This is a genomic window from Bacillus sp. mrc49, assembly GCF_002803435.1.
Window position 1 is genome coordinate 486,485 of sequence record NZ_PHNG01000800.1, and the last position, 16,482, is coordinate 502,966.

The window sequence follows — 16,482 nt, forward strand, 5'->3', positions numbered from 1 at the left end:
TTGCTCTTAAGTAATTATAATCAATAATAAATGAAATGTCACATCATCAAGGATGTCGATTATTATCGTGGCTTCGTATAAGTAACGGAGAGGTGGATGTGACGTTCAGGCGGGAATTTGTTTGTCAATGTCCTTGCTTTTTCACAAAACTAAAGGTAGAATTTAAAGATAAGATATAATCGCTCTGAGCGGGGGGATTTAACATGGCATCTGATATGCTTGTCAATCATCGAGAAAAAGCTTATGCTTTATTAAAAGCAGATGCTGACAAGATTCTAAAACTGATTAAAGTTCAAATGGAGAATCTCACTATGCCTCAATGTCCTTTATATGAAGAGGTACTGGATACTCAAATGTTCGGCCTATCACGGGAAATCGATTTTGCCGTCCGTTTGGGCTTGGTAGAGGATACCGAGGGTAAATCCCTTTTGGAAACACTCGAACAGGAATTGTCAGTTTTGCATGAAGCATCATTGAAAAAATAATAGATAAAACATACTAACTCAAACAAATCTCGATGATTGTTTGAGTTTTTTATTTGTGTACAATCGGCGTTAATAGTGCTATACTTTTTTTGAATGTTACATACTAATTGCCGTGATTTAGCTCAATAGGTGGGCTTTTTTTTACGACCAGAATACGTAGGTTACGTGCACTTTTTTGTACAGCAAAATTCCCGATTGACACTTCTTACGAAATGGATTCCAGGAAAAAAAGCTTGCTCAATTCCTTGTTTTTGCATATGAATATACATAATTTTTTATTTTTTTATTGTATTCAGTTTATTTTAGTATTATGGTTATATTAATTGATTCCAAGTCCAACTGCTTCTTTTTGATAATATATTATAATAGCTTAATATTCTGTTACTAAATGCTAGGGGTTATTTATCATTTGTGATAAGATACGTGAAAATAAAATCTAAAAATATATCGAAATAATTACAACGGCGATAGAATAGGTGTTATCTGATCGTTCTCCCCGCAGTGAGGGAATAACTTTGTGAATAAAAAGTGGTGTATTCATCACGCTTTTTTTCTATATATTCTATAAAAATACATATTGATTAGGGTGATAGCAATGGGTAAACGTATAGAAAAAGTACTGGCGGCAAATCGTGGGGAAATTGCGATTCGGATTTTCAGGGCATGTACGGAACTGGATATTCATACAGTTGCAATCTATTCAAAGGAAGATTATGGTTCTTATCACCGTTATAAAGCGGATGAAGCCTACCTGGTCGGGGAAGGCAAAAAGCCGATTGATGCATACTTGGATATTGAAGGCATCATTGAAATCGCCAAAATGAGCGGTGTCGACGCGATTCATCCTGGTTATGGTTTCCTGTCTGAAAATATTGAATTTGCCAAACGGTGTGAAGAAGAGGGCATAATCTTCATCGGGCCGGAATCAAGACATCTTGATATGTTTGGTGACAAAGTTAAAGCAAGAACACAGGCGGAATTAGCTAATATACCGGTCATTCCTGGCAGCGAGGGCCCAGTGTCCAGCGTGGAAGAAGTCAAGGCATTCGGTGAACAATACGGATTTCCGATTATTATCAAAGCTTCTTTAGGCGGCGGCGGGCGCGGAATGCGGATTGTCGGGAAAATCGAAGAAGTGGAAGAAGCATATGATCGTGCAAAATCAGAAGCCAAGGCAGCCTTTGGCAATGATGAAGTGTATGTAGAACGATTCATCCAAAATCCAAAACACATCGAGGTTCAGATCCTCGCTGATACGCATGGAAATATCGTCCATCTATATGAACGTGACTGTTCGGTCCAGAGGCGGCATCAAAAAGTTGTCGAAGTGGCACCTTCCGTTTCCCTCACGGATCAATTAAGGGAAGAGATTTGCGAGGCAGCAGTCAAATTGGCGAAAAATATTGACTATGTGAATGCCGGTACGGTCGAATTTCTTGTCGCCAATGGAGAATTCTACTTCATTGAAGTGAATCCAAGGGTTCAGGTTGAACATACGATCACGGAAATGATCACCGGTATCGATATCGTCCAATCGCAAATCATGATTGCCGAAGGACATGATCTCCATGGCAAAAAGATCGGAATTCCCGAACAAGCAGGAATAAAAACTCATGGGTATGCCATCCAATCACGGGTGACGACTGAGGATCCTTTGAATAACTTCATGCCTGATACCGGCAAGATGATGGTATACCGTTCAGGTGGGGGCTTTGGTGTTCGGCTGGATGCGGGGAATGGATTCCAGGGTGCGGTTATCACGCCTTACTACGATTCCCTTCTTGTTAAACTCTCGACACATGCGCTTTCATTCGAGCAGGCAGCCTCTAAAATGGTTCGTAACCTTAAGGAGTTCAGGATCCGCGGGATTAAAACGAATATTCCCTTCCTTGAAAATGTTGTAAAACATGAAAAATTCATAACTGGCGAATACGATACTTCCTTCATTGATTCAACTCCGGAGCTTTTCAGCTTCCCGGTCAGGAAAGACCGCGGGACAAAAATGCTTTCGTATATCGGAAACGTAACCGTAAATGGTTTCCCGGGCGTCGAGAAGAAGAAAAAGCCTGTTTTCGACCCAGCCCCAATTCCTAATGTTGCAGGTTTGCCGCTTCTTTCCGGCACAAAAAACATCCTTGAACAAAAAGGCGCAGATGGGCTCGTTAACTGGATTAAAGAGCAAAATGAGGTATTGATCACTGATACCACGTTCCGTGATGCCCATCAATCCTTATTGGCGACGAGAGTCAGGTCGAAAGATATCCTTGATATCGCCGAACCGACAGCAAAACTCCTTCCCGAATTATTTTCAATGGAAATGTGGGGCGGGGCAACGTTTGATGTAGCCTATCGATTCCTGAAAGAAGATCCATGGGACAGGCTGTTAAGCTTCAGGAAAAAGACGCCGAATATCCTTTTGCAAATGCTATTGCGGGCTTCAAATGCAGTAGGTTATAAAAACTATCCTGATAATGTCATTCGTGAATTCGTGGAAAAATCAGCAGATGCAGGGATCGATGTTTTCCGGATCTTCGATAGCTTAAATTGGGTCAAGGGTATGGAAGTGGCGATCGATGCAGTCCGTCAATCAGGTAAAATTGCGGAAGCGGCCATTTGTTATACAGGTGATTTGAATGATCCATCGAGAAGTAAATACAATATCGACTACTATAAAAACATGGCAATGGAATTGGAGCATGCCGGTGCCCATATTCTTGCGATCAAGGACATGGCCGGTCTCCTGAAGCCGGATGCCGCGTACCGTCTTGTTTCGGAATTGAAAGCAACGACATCGCTGCCGATTCACCTTCACACACATGATACAAGCGGGAATGGGATATACATGTATGCCAAAGCGATTGAAGCGGGCGTGGATATCGTTGATACGGCGATTGGCTCTTTAGCCGGGCTGACATCACAGCCAAGCGTGCAAACCCTTCATTACGCACTGGAAGGATCAAGCAGGCAGCCTAAATTGGAAGTAGATGCACTAGAGCGTTTAGGGGAATACTGGGGAGAAGTCCGGAAATTCTATAATGACTTCGAGAGCGGCATGAATGCCCCTCATACGGAAGTGTACAAACACGAGATGCCAGGAGGTCAATACAGTAATCTGCAGCAACAGGCTAAAGCTGTGGGATTAGGAGAACGCTGGCATGAAGTGAAAGAGATGTATCAGCGAGTGAATGCAATGTTCGGTGATATCGTTAAAGTTACTCCTTCTTCCAAAGTGGTGGGGGACATGGCTTTATTCATGGTACAAAATAACCTATCCGAAGAAGATGTCCTGACGAAAGGCAAATCCATTGATTTCCCTGATTCGGTTATCGAGTTATTCGAAGGTTACTTGGGGCAGCCGGTTGGCGGTTTTCCGAAAGAGCTTCAGGAAGTTATCCTAAAAGGGAAGAAACCGATAACGGTAAGACCTGGAGAATTATTGGAAGAAGTGGACTTCGGTGCCCTTAAAGAAGAATTATTCAAGGAATTGGGCCGGGCTGTCACGGATTTCGACGTGCTCGCATATGCCTTATATCCAAAAGTCTTCTTGGATTATAATAAAACCATCGAGCTGTTTGGCGATGTTTCCAATCTTGATACCGCGACTTTCTTGTATGGAATGCGATTGGGAGAAGAAATCGAGGTCGAAATTGAAAAGGGAAAAACCCTTATCGTTAAATTGGTATCAATTGGCCAACCATTGGCTGATGGAACACGGGTTGTGTACTTTGAGTTGAACGGTCAATCGCGTGAAGTGATCATCAAGGATGAAAACATAAAATCATCCGTTATCTCAAAAATGAAGGCTGATCCAAAAAATAAAGAACAAATCGGTGCGACGATGCCTGGTACGGTAATTCGTGCCGTCGTAGAAAAAGGCGATCAAGTCAAGCAGGGGGATCACCTGATCATTACCGAAGCGATGAAAATGGAAACCACCGTCCAAGCACCATTCTCTGGAACCATTAAAAATATCTATGTGAAGGATGGAGAAGCGATCAGCACTGGGGATTTATTGATTGAAATAACCAAGTAGTACCGCTGGCTGTGGCTCTGCAAATGAATGGGGGCATAATGGGGTAGGCTTAAGCCTTCAAGCTTCCCTAAGCCCCTCTACAGGCAATTTAGGGCCATCATATGCATGGATGAAACAGAAAACCACCAATCAAAATGATTGGTGGTTTTTCAGTCTGTAGAAATTATGGTGAATAATGGAGAGCATCTCCTTTTTTTGCTTTGCACACTATATTATTGATTGAACAATCAGATATTAACGAGCAGGTAACGTCGGCGTTATATCATGTTCATTATGCACGTTGACTGTGTTTGGGGAGCTCCCTTTCAGCTTGGCTAAAGCATTTTTCTTGCTTCTGGATGTCAGCAGCATCAAATAGCTCATGACACCAAAAAAGCAGGCGATGAACAAGGCGTGCGATAATGCAATGTATAGGTTCTGCCTTGAGAAAATGATGAATGCACCGGCGGTAACTTGCAGAAAAACAAGAATGAATGCAGCAATCCATCCGCCGTATATCACTTTTTGGTTTTTGTAATATTTATGTGCAATATAAGTCACATAAGATACCCACAGGAATATGGTGCCGGCAATTGCGCGGTGCCCCATTTGAACCCATTCATATAGATTGGAGGGAAGCGCGGGGCTGTCATTAATGCATAAAGGCCAATCCTTACAAATCAGGCTGGATTCCGTATGCCTTACAAGGGCCCCCGTATACACGACAAATAGACTGAAAACCAATACTCCGGTGATATGGAATTTCATCCGTTTATCAACGATAAGTTTTTCGGCTTCGAACTTCTTGTCCACTTCAAAAATCAACAGCGTCAATAAAAAGACGGATGCGAAGGAAATCAGTGATATGCCAAAATGGAGGGCGAGAACAAAATCGGATTGCGACCAAAGGACGGCAGCGGCTCCTATCAACCCTTGCAGCAACAGGAAGCTAAAAGAAAGGACGGATAAAAAACGAGCTTCCCGAATATGGCCAATTTCCCGCCAAGACATATACGACAATAATAAAACCAAGAAACCTCCTGCACCTGAAACGAGGCGATGGGAAAGCTCAATGACCAATTCAAGCGTGATTTTGTCAGGAATCAGCTGACCGTTGCACAATGGCCAGGACCTGCCGCATCCCATTCCGGAATCCGTCTTGGTGACTAGAGCTCCACCCAGTAAGATGAATAGCATTACAATCGTAGTTAAAACAGCAAACCATTTAAGAGACGATTTCACTAGTAGTCCCACCTTCTTCTCTGTAGCCAAGTTATTTTGTTCCATAGTATCAATAATAGCATAAAATATTTCACAAATATTTGTCGAACTTCCTCGATCTTACACAAAATAGGATGATTTTACAAGTTCGGTTAATATTATGGGACGTGAATTAAAATGCCCGAAATAGTTGAAAGTTACATAAGACTTTGATAGAAATAAAGGGAGTGTAAACCTTCAAGTAGGTGCAAAATAGAGATAGAGCCTAGGGGATGATGATAATGACGTACGATTCAAGTTCCGATGGGAAATTTGGCAGCTGCTTACGAATGCAGTGAAAGGTATGGAGACACAAATTGGTCAAAAAATATCCAAATTTTTTTCACAAAAGCTTCCAAAAATGTGTTTTAATATATTGGAGAAATGATTTTACTAAATTTTACTGTTGATAAGCATGATATGAAGAATAATAGCTCTCGATGCATTCCATTGACTACAGTCATTGGTAAATAATTTACTTTTTGTTTTACGCTTCCTTGGTTACAAATATCGAAAAGTATGAAATAATGTTCCTATAGCATATGTAAGTATTTTTTTTGCATTTGCGTCTGTGTTTAATGATTTAAAGGAGGAAAACAAATGTCAGAAACAAGGGGTTTGTCAGAAGCTGTCATGAAGGACAGTAAAGCCGCCCTTCAATCGGATATACCGGAAACAACAGCTTGGAAGGACTTTCTCGCTCTTATAAAAGTGGGGATTGTCAATTCAAATATAATAACAGCTTTTACCGGTGTATGGTTAGCCCTTCATTTTTCAGGGCTAAGCTTTTTAAGTAATCTTGATGTAGTATTTTATACACTTGCCGGATCCGCGCTCATCATGGCGGGATCGTGCAGTTTCAATAATTATTATGACCGGGATATAGATCATTTAATGGAAAGAACGAAAAACCGGCCAACGGTAACCGGAAAAGTTCAGCCTTCGAAGGTTTTGGCGTTAAGCTTCGGCTTAATAGCTGCAGGGTTGATTTTACTAGCCTTGACTAATATGACCACGGCCTTGATTGGTGCATTTGGTGTTTTCGCCTATGTTGTTTTATATACCATGGTATTTAAACGGAGATTCGTATCGAATACGATCATAGGCAGCATATCGGGAGCGGTTCCTCCGCTTATTGGCTGGGCTGCCGTCGATCCGGGCCTTGATACGATCGCTTGGGTTTTGTTTGCGATCATGTTCCTATGGCAGCCGCCCCATTTCTATGCACTTGCGATGAGGCGTGTCGAAGAGTATCGTGCAGCGGGTGTTCCAATGCTTCCGGTCGTAAAGGGGTTCAAGGCTACAAAACGATCAATTATGTTATGGATCATCTGTTTAATGTTCATTCCTTTCTTCCTGATTCCATTAGGAATTCCTCTAGTCATCTTGGCAGCTTTATTAAGTACAGGCTGGCTTATTCTGGGAATTAACGGGTATAGAAAGAAAGATGATGTTAAATGGGCAACATCCATGTTTGTATATTCTCTAAATTATATGACCATTTTATTTGTAGCGATGGTTATTGTCACACTTATCTAGTTTGGTTAAATGAGCTGCGGCCTGTTCCTATACAGACGGCAGCTCACCAATACATATTGCATTAACCGCCATACATACATATTAACGGAAAAGTTTTTCAGCAGGGTCTTCATAAGAGCGGTTACATGAATCATCGTAAAAAAAATCCTTAGATTAGGGATTCTTTCTTTTTTAGAAATTGACATAGAGAGAATATTCGCAATTGCGCCCATTTTTTATTTTGTTAGAAAATTTTGACGAAAGAGGGGGTTTCTGAAGCTATGAAAAAAAGGCTGCACAAATGGCGCCTGTTTGCTCTGCTGGGTATTGTAGGGCTTGTCCTTTCGGGCTGCGGCGAACCATATCTATCCGCACTGAGGCCAGCTGGCGATGTTGCACAATCTCAGTTTGACTTACTGATATTGAGTACACTAATCATGGTATTGGTTATTATTGTAGTGATTGTTTTGTTCGTTGTAGTTTTACTGCGCTTCCGTCGGAAGAAAGGCGACGAAACAATACCGAAACAAATTGAAGGAAGTCATAAACTCGAAATCATCTGGACTGTCATTCCTATCCTTCTTTTAATTGTTCTGGCTGTACCAACCGTCGTCACGACCTTCGACCTGGCTGATACAAAGGCGATGGATAAGAAAGATAAGGATGGAAAAACGAAGGATGCGCTCGTTGTGAATGTTAGGGCTAACCTTTATTGGTGGGAGTTTGAATATCCAGACCTAGGCGTTGTAACAAGCCAAGATTTGGTTGTCCCAACCGATCAAAAAGTCTATTTCAATCTGACTGCTTCAGATGTCAAGCATTCATTCTGGATACCGGCCGCCGGCGGGAAAATGGATACGAATACGGATGGAGTCAATAAGTTTTACTTAGAATTCGATAGTAAAAAAGCAGAAGATTCGAATAATTTATTTTACGGGAAATGCGCTGAGCTTTGCGGTCCTTCCCACGCATTGATGGATTTCAAGGTTGTCCCGAAGTCAAAAAGCGACTTTGATGCATGGGCAAAAGATATGAAATCCGTAAAAGAACCTGTCGTGGAAGGGGATGCAGCCAAGCAGGGAGAAGCTGTGTTCAACAAAAGCTGCATTGGTTGCCATGCAGTGACTCCAAATGATAGCAGACCTGAAGCTGCTCGTCAGGCACCTAATCTGGCTACGTTCGGTGAACGTCAAAAAATAGCGGGCGTTTTGGATCACACGGAAGCAAATGTGAAGAATTGGATCAAAGACCCTGAGAAGTATAAACCGGGCAACACGATGACCGGTACTTACGGTGAACTTTCAGATTCAGATATTGATGCGCTGGCAGCTTATCTATTACAGCTTAAGGTGGAAGAAAAATAGAAGTTTGATCAAGGAGGTTAAATCGTGAGTACGTACGCTAATAAAAAAGGATTTGGCGCTACGATTTGGGATTATTTGACGACGGTGGACCATAAGAAAATCGCCATTTTATATCTTATCTCTGGCGGGCTATTCTTTGTAATCGGCGGTTTGGAAGCGATGTTTATCCGTATCCAGCTTGCAATCCCAAATAATGATTTCGTAAGTGCCGGTTTTTATAATGAAATTTTGACGATGCACGGTACTACCATGATATTTCTGGCGGCGATGCCATTGGTATTCGCCCTTATGAATGCGGTCGTACCGTTACAGATAGGGGCCCGTGATGTCGCGTTCCCATTTTTGAACTCGTTAGGCTTTTGGTTATTCTTCTTCGGAGGAGTCTTTTTGAACCTTTCTTGGTTTTTAGGAGGGGCGCCTGATGCAGGCTGGACGTCATATGCATCGCTATCCATGCACTCTGCGGGGCATGGCATTGATTTTTATGTCCTCGGGTTACAGTTATCGGGCTTTGGATCACTAATAGCGGGTATCAATTTCCTTGTTACCATCATTAACATGCGTACACCAGGTATGACCTATATGCGTATGCCGCTGTTTACGTGGTCAACTTTCGTCGTTTCTGCATTGATATTATTCGCTTTTCCACCGCTTACAGTTGGATTGGTGCTAATGATGTTCGATCGGATGTTCGGCTCGAATTTCTTCGATGTCGCAGCAGGAGGAAATACCATCATTTGGGAGCATTTATTTTGGATATTCGGTCATCCTGAGGTATATATCCTGATCCTCCCTGCATTCGGGATTTTTTCGGAAATATTTGCCACGTTCTCCAGAAAAAGATTGTTTGGTTATTCTTCGATGGTATTTGCAACCGTTTTAATCGGGTTCCTTGGTTTCATGGTATGGGCCCACCATATGTTCACCACTGGTTTGGGACCTATCGCAAACGCGATCTTTGCTGTGGCTACCATGGCCATCGCGGTACCAACCGGTATCAAGATTTTCAACTGGATCTTTACGATGTGGGGCGGAAGTGTCAGGTTCACGGTACCGATGCTATATGCGGTTGCCTTTATTCCTACATTCACAATGGGTGGCGTGACAGGTATCATGCTCGCATCAGCTCCAGCCGATTATCAATACCATGATAGCTATTTCGTTGTTGCCCATTTCCACTATGTCATTGTCGGTGGGGTAGTATTGGGTTTACTGGCAGGAATCAATTTTTATTGGCCGAAAATGTTTGGAACGATGTTAAGTGAAAAATTGGGACAAATCACATTTTGGACATTCTTGATCGGTTTCCACTTAACATTCTTCATTCAACATTTCCTAGGTCTTATGGGTATGCCTCGTCGCGTATTCACGTTCTTGGACAATCAAGGCCTCAATACAGGCAATATGATCAGTACCGTCGGAGCCTTCTTGATGGCATTTGGTGTTTTGGTCATGGTAATCAATATCATCATCACAGCCGTGAAAAATGAAAAAGTTGGCAATGATCCTTGGGGAGATGGGCGGACGCTCGAGTGGGCCATTCCTTCACCGCCGCCGTTTTACAATTTCAAGCAACTGCCGCTTGTTCGCGGTTTAGATGCTTACTGGGTTGAAAAGATGGAAGGCAAAAAGGAAATGACACCTGCAGAACCTCTAGGGGATATCCATATGCCGAATTCGTCCTTTCTGCCGGTGACGATTGCTTTCGGTTTATTTGTAGCCGCCTTCGGTGCTTTATATCATATGGATGACAAGTCTTGGACATTGCCGATTATCATTGTCGGACTTTTGATCACATTCGGTTCAATGTTGATCCGTTCCGTTAAAGATGATCATGGATACCATATTCATAAAGAAGACCTGATGGACGATTCTGACAAGGGAGGTAAGGCATAATGCACACAGATGAAAGATTCACGGATGCCACTTGGCCTGCCTCTCCCGAGAAAGCAACTCTGGAAGGGAAAAATAAGTATTTGGGATTCTGGTTGTTTCTCGGTGGAGAGACGGTTTTATTCGCTTCACTATTTGCAACTTACCTTGCCTTAAAGGATAAGGTACCGAATGGTGAAGCAGCCTTGGCAAAAGATTTGTTTGAATTGCCACTTACTTTTGTGGCGACGATGCTGCTATTGACCAGTTCGTTAACAAGTGTATATGCGATGTACCATATGAAAAACAACCATTTCAAACAAATGCAAGCCTGGCTTGTCATAACGATTGCGCTTGGTTTCGGCTTTCTAGGCCTTGAAATTTATGAATTTAATCACTATGTTCATGAGTTTCATCATACATTCACAAGTAGCGCATTCGGCTCGGCTTTCTATACGTTGGTCGGATTTCACGGGGGGCACGTTGCGTTTGGTCTGATGTGGTTCATAACCCTTATGGTGCGAAATGCAAGGAGGGGCCTTAACTTGTACAATGCCCCTAAATTTTATATTGCGAGTCTTTATTGGCATTTCATTGACGTGGTCTGGGTATTTATCTTTACAGTCGTATACTTAATGGGAATGGTGGGATAACTGATGGCGAATGAACAATCAAATTCAGCGAACCCGAATGTCGATTTAAAATATCGCCGAAAGAAAAACGCTGAAGAGATGAAACATCAAGTGATTACATTTGTATTAATGATTTTCTTTACAGTCATTGCCTTCATTGCAGTGGGAATGGAAGAGTTTTCACATTGGTTCATCAAACCGGTCATTTTACTGCTAGCGGTCATCCAAGTGGTGTTCCAATTGTATTATTTCATGCATATGAAGCACAAAGGTCATGGGACGATCTCTTTGTTTTTATTCTCTGGCCTGGCGGTCGGCTTAATTACGGTCCTCGTTTTCACAACGATCGTTTGGTTATAAACCTTAAAGGGAATCGGCTATTGCAAGATAGCCGGTTTTTCTTTTTGTGCCCATCATCAAGAATGAAAATCCAGGTTTATCTATATTTGTTACTATGTTTCATTTTAGGTATAATGAAAGCAAGGAAAAAGTTGATGAACGAGGTGATTTTTTGTCTATTGATATTTTTGGATTTCGTGCATTGTGGAGTCCTTACTATTTCGCGGCCCTCGTACTTATAACCGTAGGCTATTTTTGGCTGGTGACAAAGAAAAGGGGAAGGTTTTCGGGCGGTACATCGCTTACCGGCAGGCAAATCACCTATTTTTTAGTGGCCATGATCCTTCTATATGCTGTGAAGGGGTCGCCGCTAGATTTGTTGAGCCATATCATGTTCAGCGCCCATATGTTCCAAATGGCTTTGCTTTATCTTGTGATTCCCCCTTTATTCATCATTGCGATCCCGGATTGGGTTTGGAGATCCTTCATACATTCAAGGGGAGTGCATGGTTTTTTTCATTTTTTTACTAGGCCTTTATTCGCCCTTTTACTATTCAATGTTCTGTTCTCGTTATACCATATTCCATTAGTGTTCGATTTCATTAAAACGGGAATGTGGATACATGCGGGGTACACGGTGCTTTTATTTGCGACTGCCATTCTGATGTGGTTCCCGCTTGTCAATCAATTAGCAGAACACGAGAGCCTCTCAGGTGTGAAAAAGGTGGCTTATATTTTCGGGAGTGGAATTTTAATGACCCCGGCTTGTGCATTGATCATTTTTGCTAACGCACCTTTGTATGATACGTTTACGAACGCGGAATCATGGGCGAGCGCGATGGAGCTTTGCGTACCTGCATCAGCATTGTCCAGCTTAACGCTCAGTGGCCCGGAAATGTTCAATGGATTGCCCTTGCTTGAGGATCAGCAGCTTGGCGGAGTTCTGATGAAGGTGATTCAGGAAATCGTGTTGGGCTATGTTTTAGGTGTCATTTTCTTTGCTTGGTTCAAAAAAGAGAATGGCGGGCAAAACGATATCGATCCGATCCCGGTGGATTTTCAGACGGTCAAATAGCTGCTTCATAAAGAACTTGTCTAAAGACAGACAAGTTTTTTATCTGTTTGCCGCCCCATCCCCATACGAATATAAAGGGATGAATGAAGATTCAGCCTAAATAGCCAGTGATTTGTCTTGGTTTTTCTGTAAAAGTGAGCATTCTGTTAATAATGCTTGATTTTATTGAATTTTATGATTGCCTCTTATAAAATGAAAGGTGATTAATAAATATAGAGAGGAATACAATTCTTATGTCTTTACCAATCCTTCCAACGATAAGTACAGCCTTCATTGTATTAAGTGCCATCACTGTAGCAATAGGCTGGTATCAAATTAAACAACGTAAAATCGAGACCCATAAAAAAACGATGATGGTAGCTGCCGTCTTTGCGGTGATCTTTTTCACCATCTATCTCTCTAGAACGGTGTTCATCGGCAGTACGTCATTTGGCGGACCAGATGACATTAAAATTTACTATACGATCTTTTTGATCTTTCACATCACGCTTGCCACAACCGGAGCTGTCTTGGGAATCATCATGCTTACCACTGGATTTAAAGGGAATTTTGCCATTCATAAAAAAATTGGGCCTACGACAAGTATCATCTGGTTTTTCACCGGGATTACGGGAGTGGCCGTTTACATCCTGCTTTATGTCATTTATCATGGCGGAGAGACGACCTCTTTAATAAAGGCGATCCTAGGATTTTAAAATCATCAAAAAGCCTGGTGCAAAAAGCATCAGGCTTTCGTATTAAATACTTACATCATGCTGGAACCCTCTGATTTGCATTTGTTGAAGGCTATTACAGGCCATTGAATTGTGTAAGTTCCTCTTTCACCTGTGCGAGGATTTTTTCACATTGTTTAACTAGAGATGCAGGGAAATCCTCACCTTCGCCATATTCTACTCCGTGTGGATAATAGTGTTTTCCCAATAGCGGAACCATCAGTTTGATGACCGCCCTGTGGGCCCCGACATCGCCTTCTGTGGCATAGCCAAGTATCCGCAAGTAAAAGGTGCCTTCTTTCAATTCGAATTTACGATCGTAACTGACTCTTTCATAATCCCATTGTTCTGCACGAATTAACCCATATTGCGGCATTAGGTCATCTAATCGGTTTAGGTCGGCTGAGATATTTTCAATTTCAAAGCTTTCAAATTTCACGAGTAGTACCCCCTATGTTCAGTATTTGAGAATGAAAATGACATACCGGGAAAATATTATGTACAAGAATATATTAAAAATCTCCAAGTATGTTTATAATATACCATTTTATCCTATATTTTATAATAGTACGAATTGCTGGAAGTTGCAATGAACTAAAAACACCGTATTTTAATCATTCGCAAAAGTATCGCTAGTGAAAAAATTTATTGAAGCGGCAGTTTATCGTAAATTAGAAAATTATCATTGAACAATGATATAATCAGGTAAGGTAAGCAGGGCTTTTGCATTGGATACATAAAATAGATAGAGAGAGGGTGTGTTCCTCTGCGCAGATTAGGTAAGGTTTTAGTGTTGATCATTATTTTTTTCGTTATTGGTATTTATCTTAATATCGGCAATGAAGATGAAGGGAACCCTCTTATTGATGGTAATAAAGGTGTTAATCCCAATGAACATATAAATGAAAAGTCCAATTCCCCCGAAAAGGGAAGGGCGCCTAAAGCAACCGAAGGGTTGGCCGTGACAATCGGGAAAAATGCAAAAGAGATCAAAAAGGAGTTCGGTGAGCCAGATCGGATTGATCTGTCGGCCTACGGATATGAATGGTGGGTTTATAAAAAGGACTATAGCCACTACATTCAACTAGCCATTGAATCTGGAAAAGTGGTATCTGCATACGGAATCGGTGAGAAGGTTAATGTCGCTCCATTCAAGATCGGGCAAACCCTTGATGGCATCTATTCCAGCTTATACGTAGAACCTACGGTCGATATTGAGGTTGACGACAGTTCTTATCGTTTTGAATTGTCTGAGGAAGATATGAATATGAGGCCGTTGATCAAACTTGGTAACATTCATGTTCAGCTGTATTTGGATAAATTCACAGGGACCGTATCGAGCATCCGATTTTTAAATGATTCCGCCCTTTTGAAGCAACAGCCCTATGAGTTGACCTATCATGGTAAACTTCCGAGTGCTGAGCCTCTATCCCAAGAGGACTTGGAGAAGGTGGAGGATGGGAATGAACAGCAAATTTTTGATATCACCAATATCATGCGCAGCAGGTTCGATTTGAAGCCTCTGGAATGGGATGATCCTACAGCGGAGGTTGCTTATCTCCATAGCAGGGAAATGACCGACTCGCCTGAAGGAACCCATGTTTCCGAAGCGAAAGGGGATTTGGAAAAACGGCTTGATGCAGGTCATGTTACATACAAGGTAGCAGGTGAAAATATTGCCGCTAATTATGTAGATGCAGCAGCGGTGATGGAAGGCTGGCTTAATAGCAAAGGTCATCGTGATACGATGCTGAGTGAGGAATTCACCGGTCTAGGGGTCGGCGTTTATAACAAATATTACACCCAGAATTTCATAAAAAAATAACAAAACGGATCCGCAGTGGGTCCGTTTTTCATTTTCTGGCTTCTTGCATTTTCAAGATGAAAAAATTTCCCGTGGATACAGCGCAAAGTTCCCCATCATCACGGTGGACCTTCCCCTCGATGATGATCGTTTTGCTTCCGGTATGGATTAATTCGCACGTGCATGTCAATGAATCACCGATCGCTGGTTTAACATATCTGACCTGGATATCCGTAGTCACCGTTACATGGCCTTTTGGAACGGTCGAGCTTGCCAGCGTCCCCATGGCCGTATCAATAAGAGTGGCTATCATGCCTCCATGGGTGATGTTCAATTCATTATGTACAAGAGGCGTGTTGGGCATGGTCATCTTAAGTCTCGTCCCGTCGGTGCTTATATTCTTATTTAACTGGAGCAGGCTGGAAATATAGGAATATTTACTTTGCTCCCTTCTTGCTTTTAGTCCGGAGATTAATCCGGATAAAATGGATAACTCTGTTGTATCCGCTGACTCTGCCAGCTTTTGAAATTCTCTGATCACATCACCTGAATCCGGCATGGAATTCCCTCTTTCATTCCCTTACCTATATTATACTATAAAGAAAATGAATGACAGTGGAAAAGGGAGCGATGCACTTTTTATTTCCCTGTTGCATATGGTGAAATAGGCGATGTCTAAGTGTGAGGTGAGAGTAATGGCAAAAAAAAAGCGCCCCTCCGTGGATGGATTTAGGGAGTTTGTCAAGAAGCACCCTTATTTAGTGAATGAAGTGAGAAACAAGCAAGCAACATGGCAGGAACTTTTTGAGGAATGGTATTTACTCGGTGAGGATCATCCGCGCTGGCAGGCTGAAGGCGGCATGAATCAACCCGTTGTGAATGCAGGATCTCCATCACAACCGGTGGAAAAGGAAGAAAGTACGGAGTTGATCGGTACGATAATGAGTGCAGTCAAAAATATGGATATGGGGCAGATTCAACAATATATTGTGAATGCCAACCAGGCCATCGGAGCCATCCAAGGAGTGCTATCTGCTTTTCAGGGGAATAAATCAGGGGGTGAATCGAGCCCTCCTGCAAAAGAAAAAGAGCAGAGATCCAACCCTTTTTTATTCACAAAAGATTAAGGAGGGATTTTGATGCGTCAGAATATATATGAATTCATTCAAACGAATGAAGATATGCGAAATTACTTGAGAGTTCAACCTGCTTGGTACAAAAGATTAATGCGTAATCCTCATGAAGTGGATGTTTTCGAAACTGAGGCTAAATATTATTTCGAGAAGTCGATTCCCCATCGTGTTTCTAAATTTTCGGAAAGCGTTCAGGTTGCCTCGATGATGCTTCATATGTTTCAAGCCATGAACGCTCCCGGTGAATGAAGAAAAAAAGAGTAATTTACTCCGTT

The 16,482-nt window shown here is 42.0% G+C and carries 15 protein-coding genes; 12 read left to right on the forward strand and 3 right to left on the reverse strand.

Features of this window, described 5'->3' with window-relative positions; genetic code table 11:
• The first annotated feature begins 203 nt into the window (after positions 1 to 203).
• Together CVN76_RS28710 and pyc are read left to right on the forward strand one after the other, a co-directional pair.
• Positions 204 to 485, forward strand: coding sequence for a YlaN family protein (locus tag CVN76_RS28710; RefSeq protein WP_061144087.1), 282 nt, complete (start codon positions 204 to 206; stop codon positions 483 to 485).
• Positions 486 to 1,080: 595 nt separating this feature from the next.
• The gene (gene pyc, locus CVN76_RS28715) at positions 1,081 to 4,518 is read left to right on the forward strand and encodes a pyruvate carboxylase (protein WP_100534010.1); all 3,438 of its coding nucleotides are present in this window, start codon (positions 1,081 to 1,083) and stop codon (positions 4,516 to 4,518) included.
• Between the two features lie 234 nt (positions 4,519 to 4,752).
• Here the strand turns inward: pyc and CVN76_RS28720 are convergent, their stop codons facing one another.
• Positions 4,753 to 5,739: a COX15/CtaA family protein gene (locus CVN76_RS28720; protein ID WP_100534011.1), complete on the reverse strand. Its 987-nt coding sequence runs from the start codon at positions 5,737 to 5,739 to the stop codon at positions 4,753 to 4,755.
• A 618-nt stretch (positions 5,740 to 6,357) separates the two neighbouring features.
• On the opposite strand from CVN76_RS28720, the gene cyoE reads away from it, so the two are divergent.
• The 7 genes from cyoE (at position 6,358) to CVN76_RS28755 (ending at position 13,252) form a co-directional block, all read left to right on the forward strand.
• Positions 6,358 to 7,296: a heme o synthase gene (gene cyoE / locus CVN76_RS28725; RefSeq protein ID WP_100534012.1), complete on the forward strand. Its 939-nt coding sequence runs from the start codon at positions 6,358 to 6,360 to the stop codon at positions 7,294 to 7,296.
• 260 nt (positions 7,297 to 7,556) lie between these two features.
• Positions 7,557 to 8,639 carry a cytochrome c oxidase subunit II gene (gene coxB / locus CVN76_RS28730; protein ID WP_100534013.1) on the forward strand — a complete coding sequence of 361 codons (1,083 nt, stop codon included), beginning with the start codon at positions 7,557 to 7,559 and terminating at the stop codon, positions 8,637 to 8,639.
• Positions 8,640 to 8,663: 24 nt separating this feature from the next.
• On the forward strand, positions 8,664 to 10,535 hold the full coding sequence (gene ctaD, locus CVN76_RS28735) for a cytochrome c oxidase subunit I (RefSeq protein ID WP_061144082.1): 1,872 nt from the start codon (positions 8,664 to 8,666) through the stop codon (positions 10,533 to 10,535).
• A complete protein-coding gene (locus CVN76_RS28740) occupies positions 10,535 to 11,164 on the forward strand; it encodes a cytochrome (ubi)quinol oxidase subunit III (protein WP_061144081.1) in 630 nt (209 codons plus the stop codon). The genes ctaD and CVN76_RS28740 overlap by 1 nt, the downstream gene beginning before the upstream one ends.
• Before the next feature lie 3 nt (positions 11,165 to 11,167).
• Positions 11,168 to 11,503 (forward strand): cytochrome c oxidase subunit IVB, encoded by a 336-nt coding sequence (gene ctaF / locus CVN76_RS28745; protein ID WP_061144080.1) that lies wholly within the window; start codon positions 11,168 to 11,170, stop codon positions 11,501 to 11,503.
• Between the two features lie 151 nt (positions 11,504 to 11,654).
• On the forward strand, positions 11,655 to 12,557 hold the full coding sequence (ctaG, locus tag CVN76_RS28750) for a cytochrome c oxidase assembly factor CtaG (protein ID WP_100534229.1): 903 nt from the start codon (positions 11,655 to 11,657) through the stop codon (positions 12,555 to 12,557).
• Positions 12,558 to 12,790: 233 nt separating this feature from the next.
• A complete protein-coding gene (locus tag CVN76_RS28755; protein WP_053345207.1) occupies positions 12,791 to 13,252 on the forward strand; it encodes a DUF420 domain-containing protein in 462 nt (153 codons plus the stop codon).
• Positions 13,253 to 13,346: 94 nt separating this feature from the next.
• On the opposite strand, the gene CVN76_RS28760 is transcribed toward CVN76_RS28755, so the two are convergent.
• On the reverse strand, positions 13,347 to 13,709 hold the full coding sequence (locus CVN76_RS28760) for a YugN family protein (RefSeq protein ID WP_061144078.1): 363 nt from the start codon (positions 13,707 to 13,709) through the stop codon (positions 13,347 to 13,349).
• A 351-nt stretch (positions 13,710 to 14,060) separates the two neighbouring features.
• On the opposite strand from CVN76_RS28760, the gene CVN76_RS28765 reads away from it, so the two are divergent.
• Positions 14,061 to 15,095 carry a CAP domain-containing protein gene (locus tag CVN76_RS28765; RefSeq protein ID WP_232732499.1) on the forward strand — a complete coding sequence of 345 codons (1,035 nt, stop codon included), beginning with the start codon at positions 14,061 to 14,063 and terminating at the stop codon, positions 15,093 to 15,095.
• 28 nt (positions 15,096 to 15,123) lie between these two features.
• Here CVN76_RS28765 and CVN76_RS28770 read toward each other — a convergent pair whose 3' ends face one another.
• Entirely contained in the window at positions 15,124 to 15,633 is a 510-nt protein-coding gene (locus CVN76_RS28770) for a PaaI family thioesterase (RefSeq protein WP_100534014.1), read from the reverse strand.
• Between the two features lie 136 nt (positions 15,634 to 15,769).
• Here CVN76_RS28770 and CVN76_RS28775 point away from each other — a divergent pair, with 136 nt between their 5' ends.
• Positions 15,770 to 16,201, forward strand: a complete 432-nt coding sequence (locus CVN76_RS28775; protein ID WP_100534015.1) for a YlbD family protein — start codon at positions 15,770 to 15,772, stop codon at positions 16,199 to 16,201.
• A 12-nt stretch (positions 16,202 to 16,213) separates the two neighbouring features.
• Positions 16,214 to 16,456, forward strand: a complete 243-nt coding sequence (locus CVN76_RS28780) for a YlbE-like family protein (RefSeq protein WP_061144075.1) — start codon at positions 16,214 to 16,216, stop codon at positions 16,454 to 16,456.
• The last annotated feature ends 26 nt before the right edge of the window (positions 16,457 to 16,482 follow it).

What these genes read in the sequence shown, in the direction of transcription:
- CVN76_RS28780 (WP_061144075.1), top strand. Translation starts at nt 16,214, where the DNA reads ATGCGTCAGAATATATATGAATTCATTCAAACGAATGAAGATATGCGA.
- ctaF (WP_061144080.1), top strand. Translation starts at nt 11,168, where the DNA reads ATGGCGAATGAACAATCAAATTCAGCGAACCCGAATGTCGATTTAAAA.
- CVN76_RS28775 (WP_100534015.1), top strand. Translation starts at nt 15,770, where the DNA reads ATGGCAAAAAAAAAGCGCCCCTCCGTGGATGGATTTAGGGAGTTTGTC.
- CVN76_RS28770 (WP_100534014.1), bottom strand. Translation starts at nt 15,633, where the DNA reads ATGCCGGATTCAGGTGATGTGATCAGAGAATTTCAAAAGCTGGCAGAG.
- coxB (WP_100534013.1), top strand. Translation starts at nt 7,557, where the DNA reads ATGAAAAAAAGGCTGCACAAATGGCGCCTGTTTGCTCTGCTGGGTATT.
- CVN76_RS28755 (WP_053345207.1), top strand. Translation starts at nt 12,791, where the DNA reads ATGTCTTTACCAATCCTTCCAACGATAAGTACAGCCTTCATTGTATTA.
- cyoE (WP_100534012.1), top strand. Translation starts at nt 6,358, where the DNA reads ATGTCAGAAACAAGGGGTTTGTCAGAAGCTGTCATGAAGGACAGTAAA.
- CVN76_RS28710 (WP_061144087.1), top strand. Translation starts at nt 204, where the DNA reads ATGGCATCTGATATGCTTGTCAATCATCGAGAAAAAGCTTATGCTTTA.
- pyc (WP_100534010.1), top strand. Translation starts at nt 1,081, where the DNA reads ATGGGTAAACGTATAGAAAAAGTACTGGCGGCAAATCGTGGGGAAATT.
- CVN76_RS28740 (WP_061144081.1), top strand. Translation starts at nt 10,535, where the DNA reads ATGCACACAGATGAAAGATTCACGGATGCCACTTGGCCTGCCTCTCCC.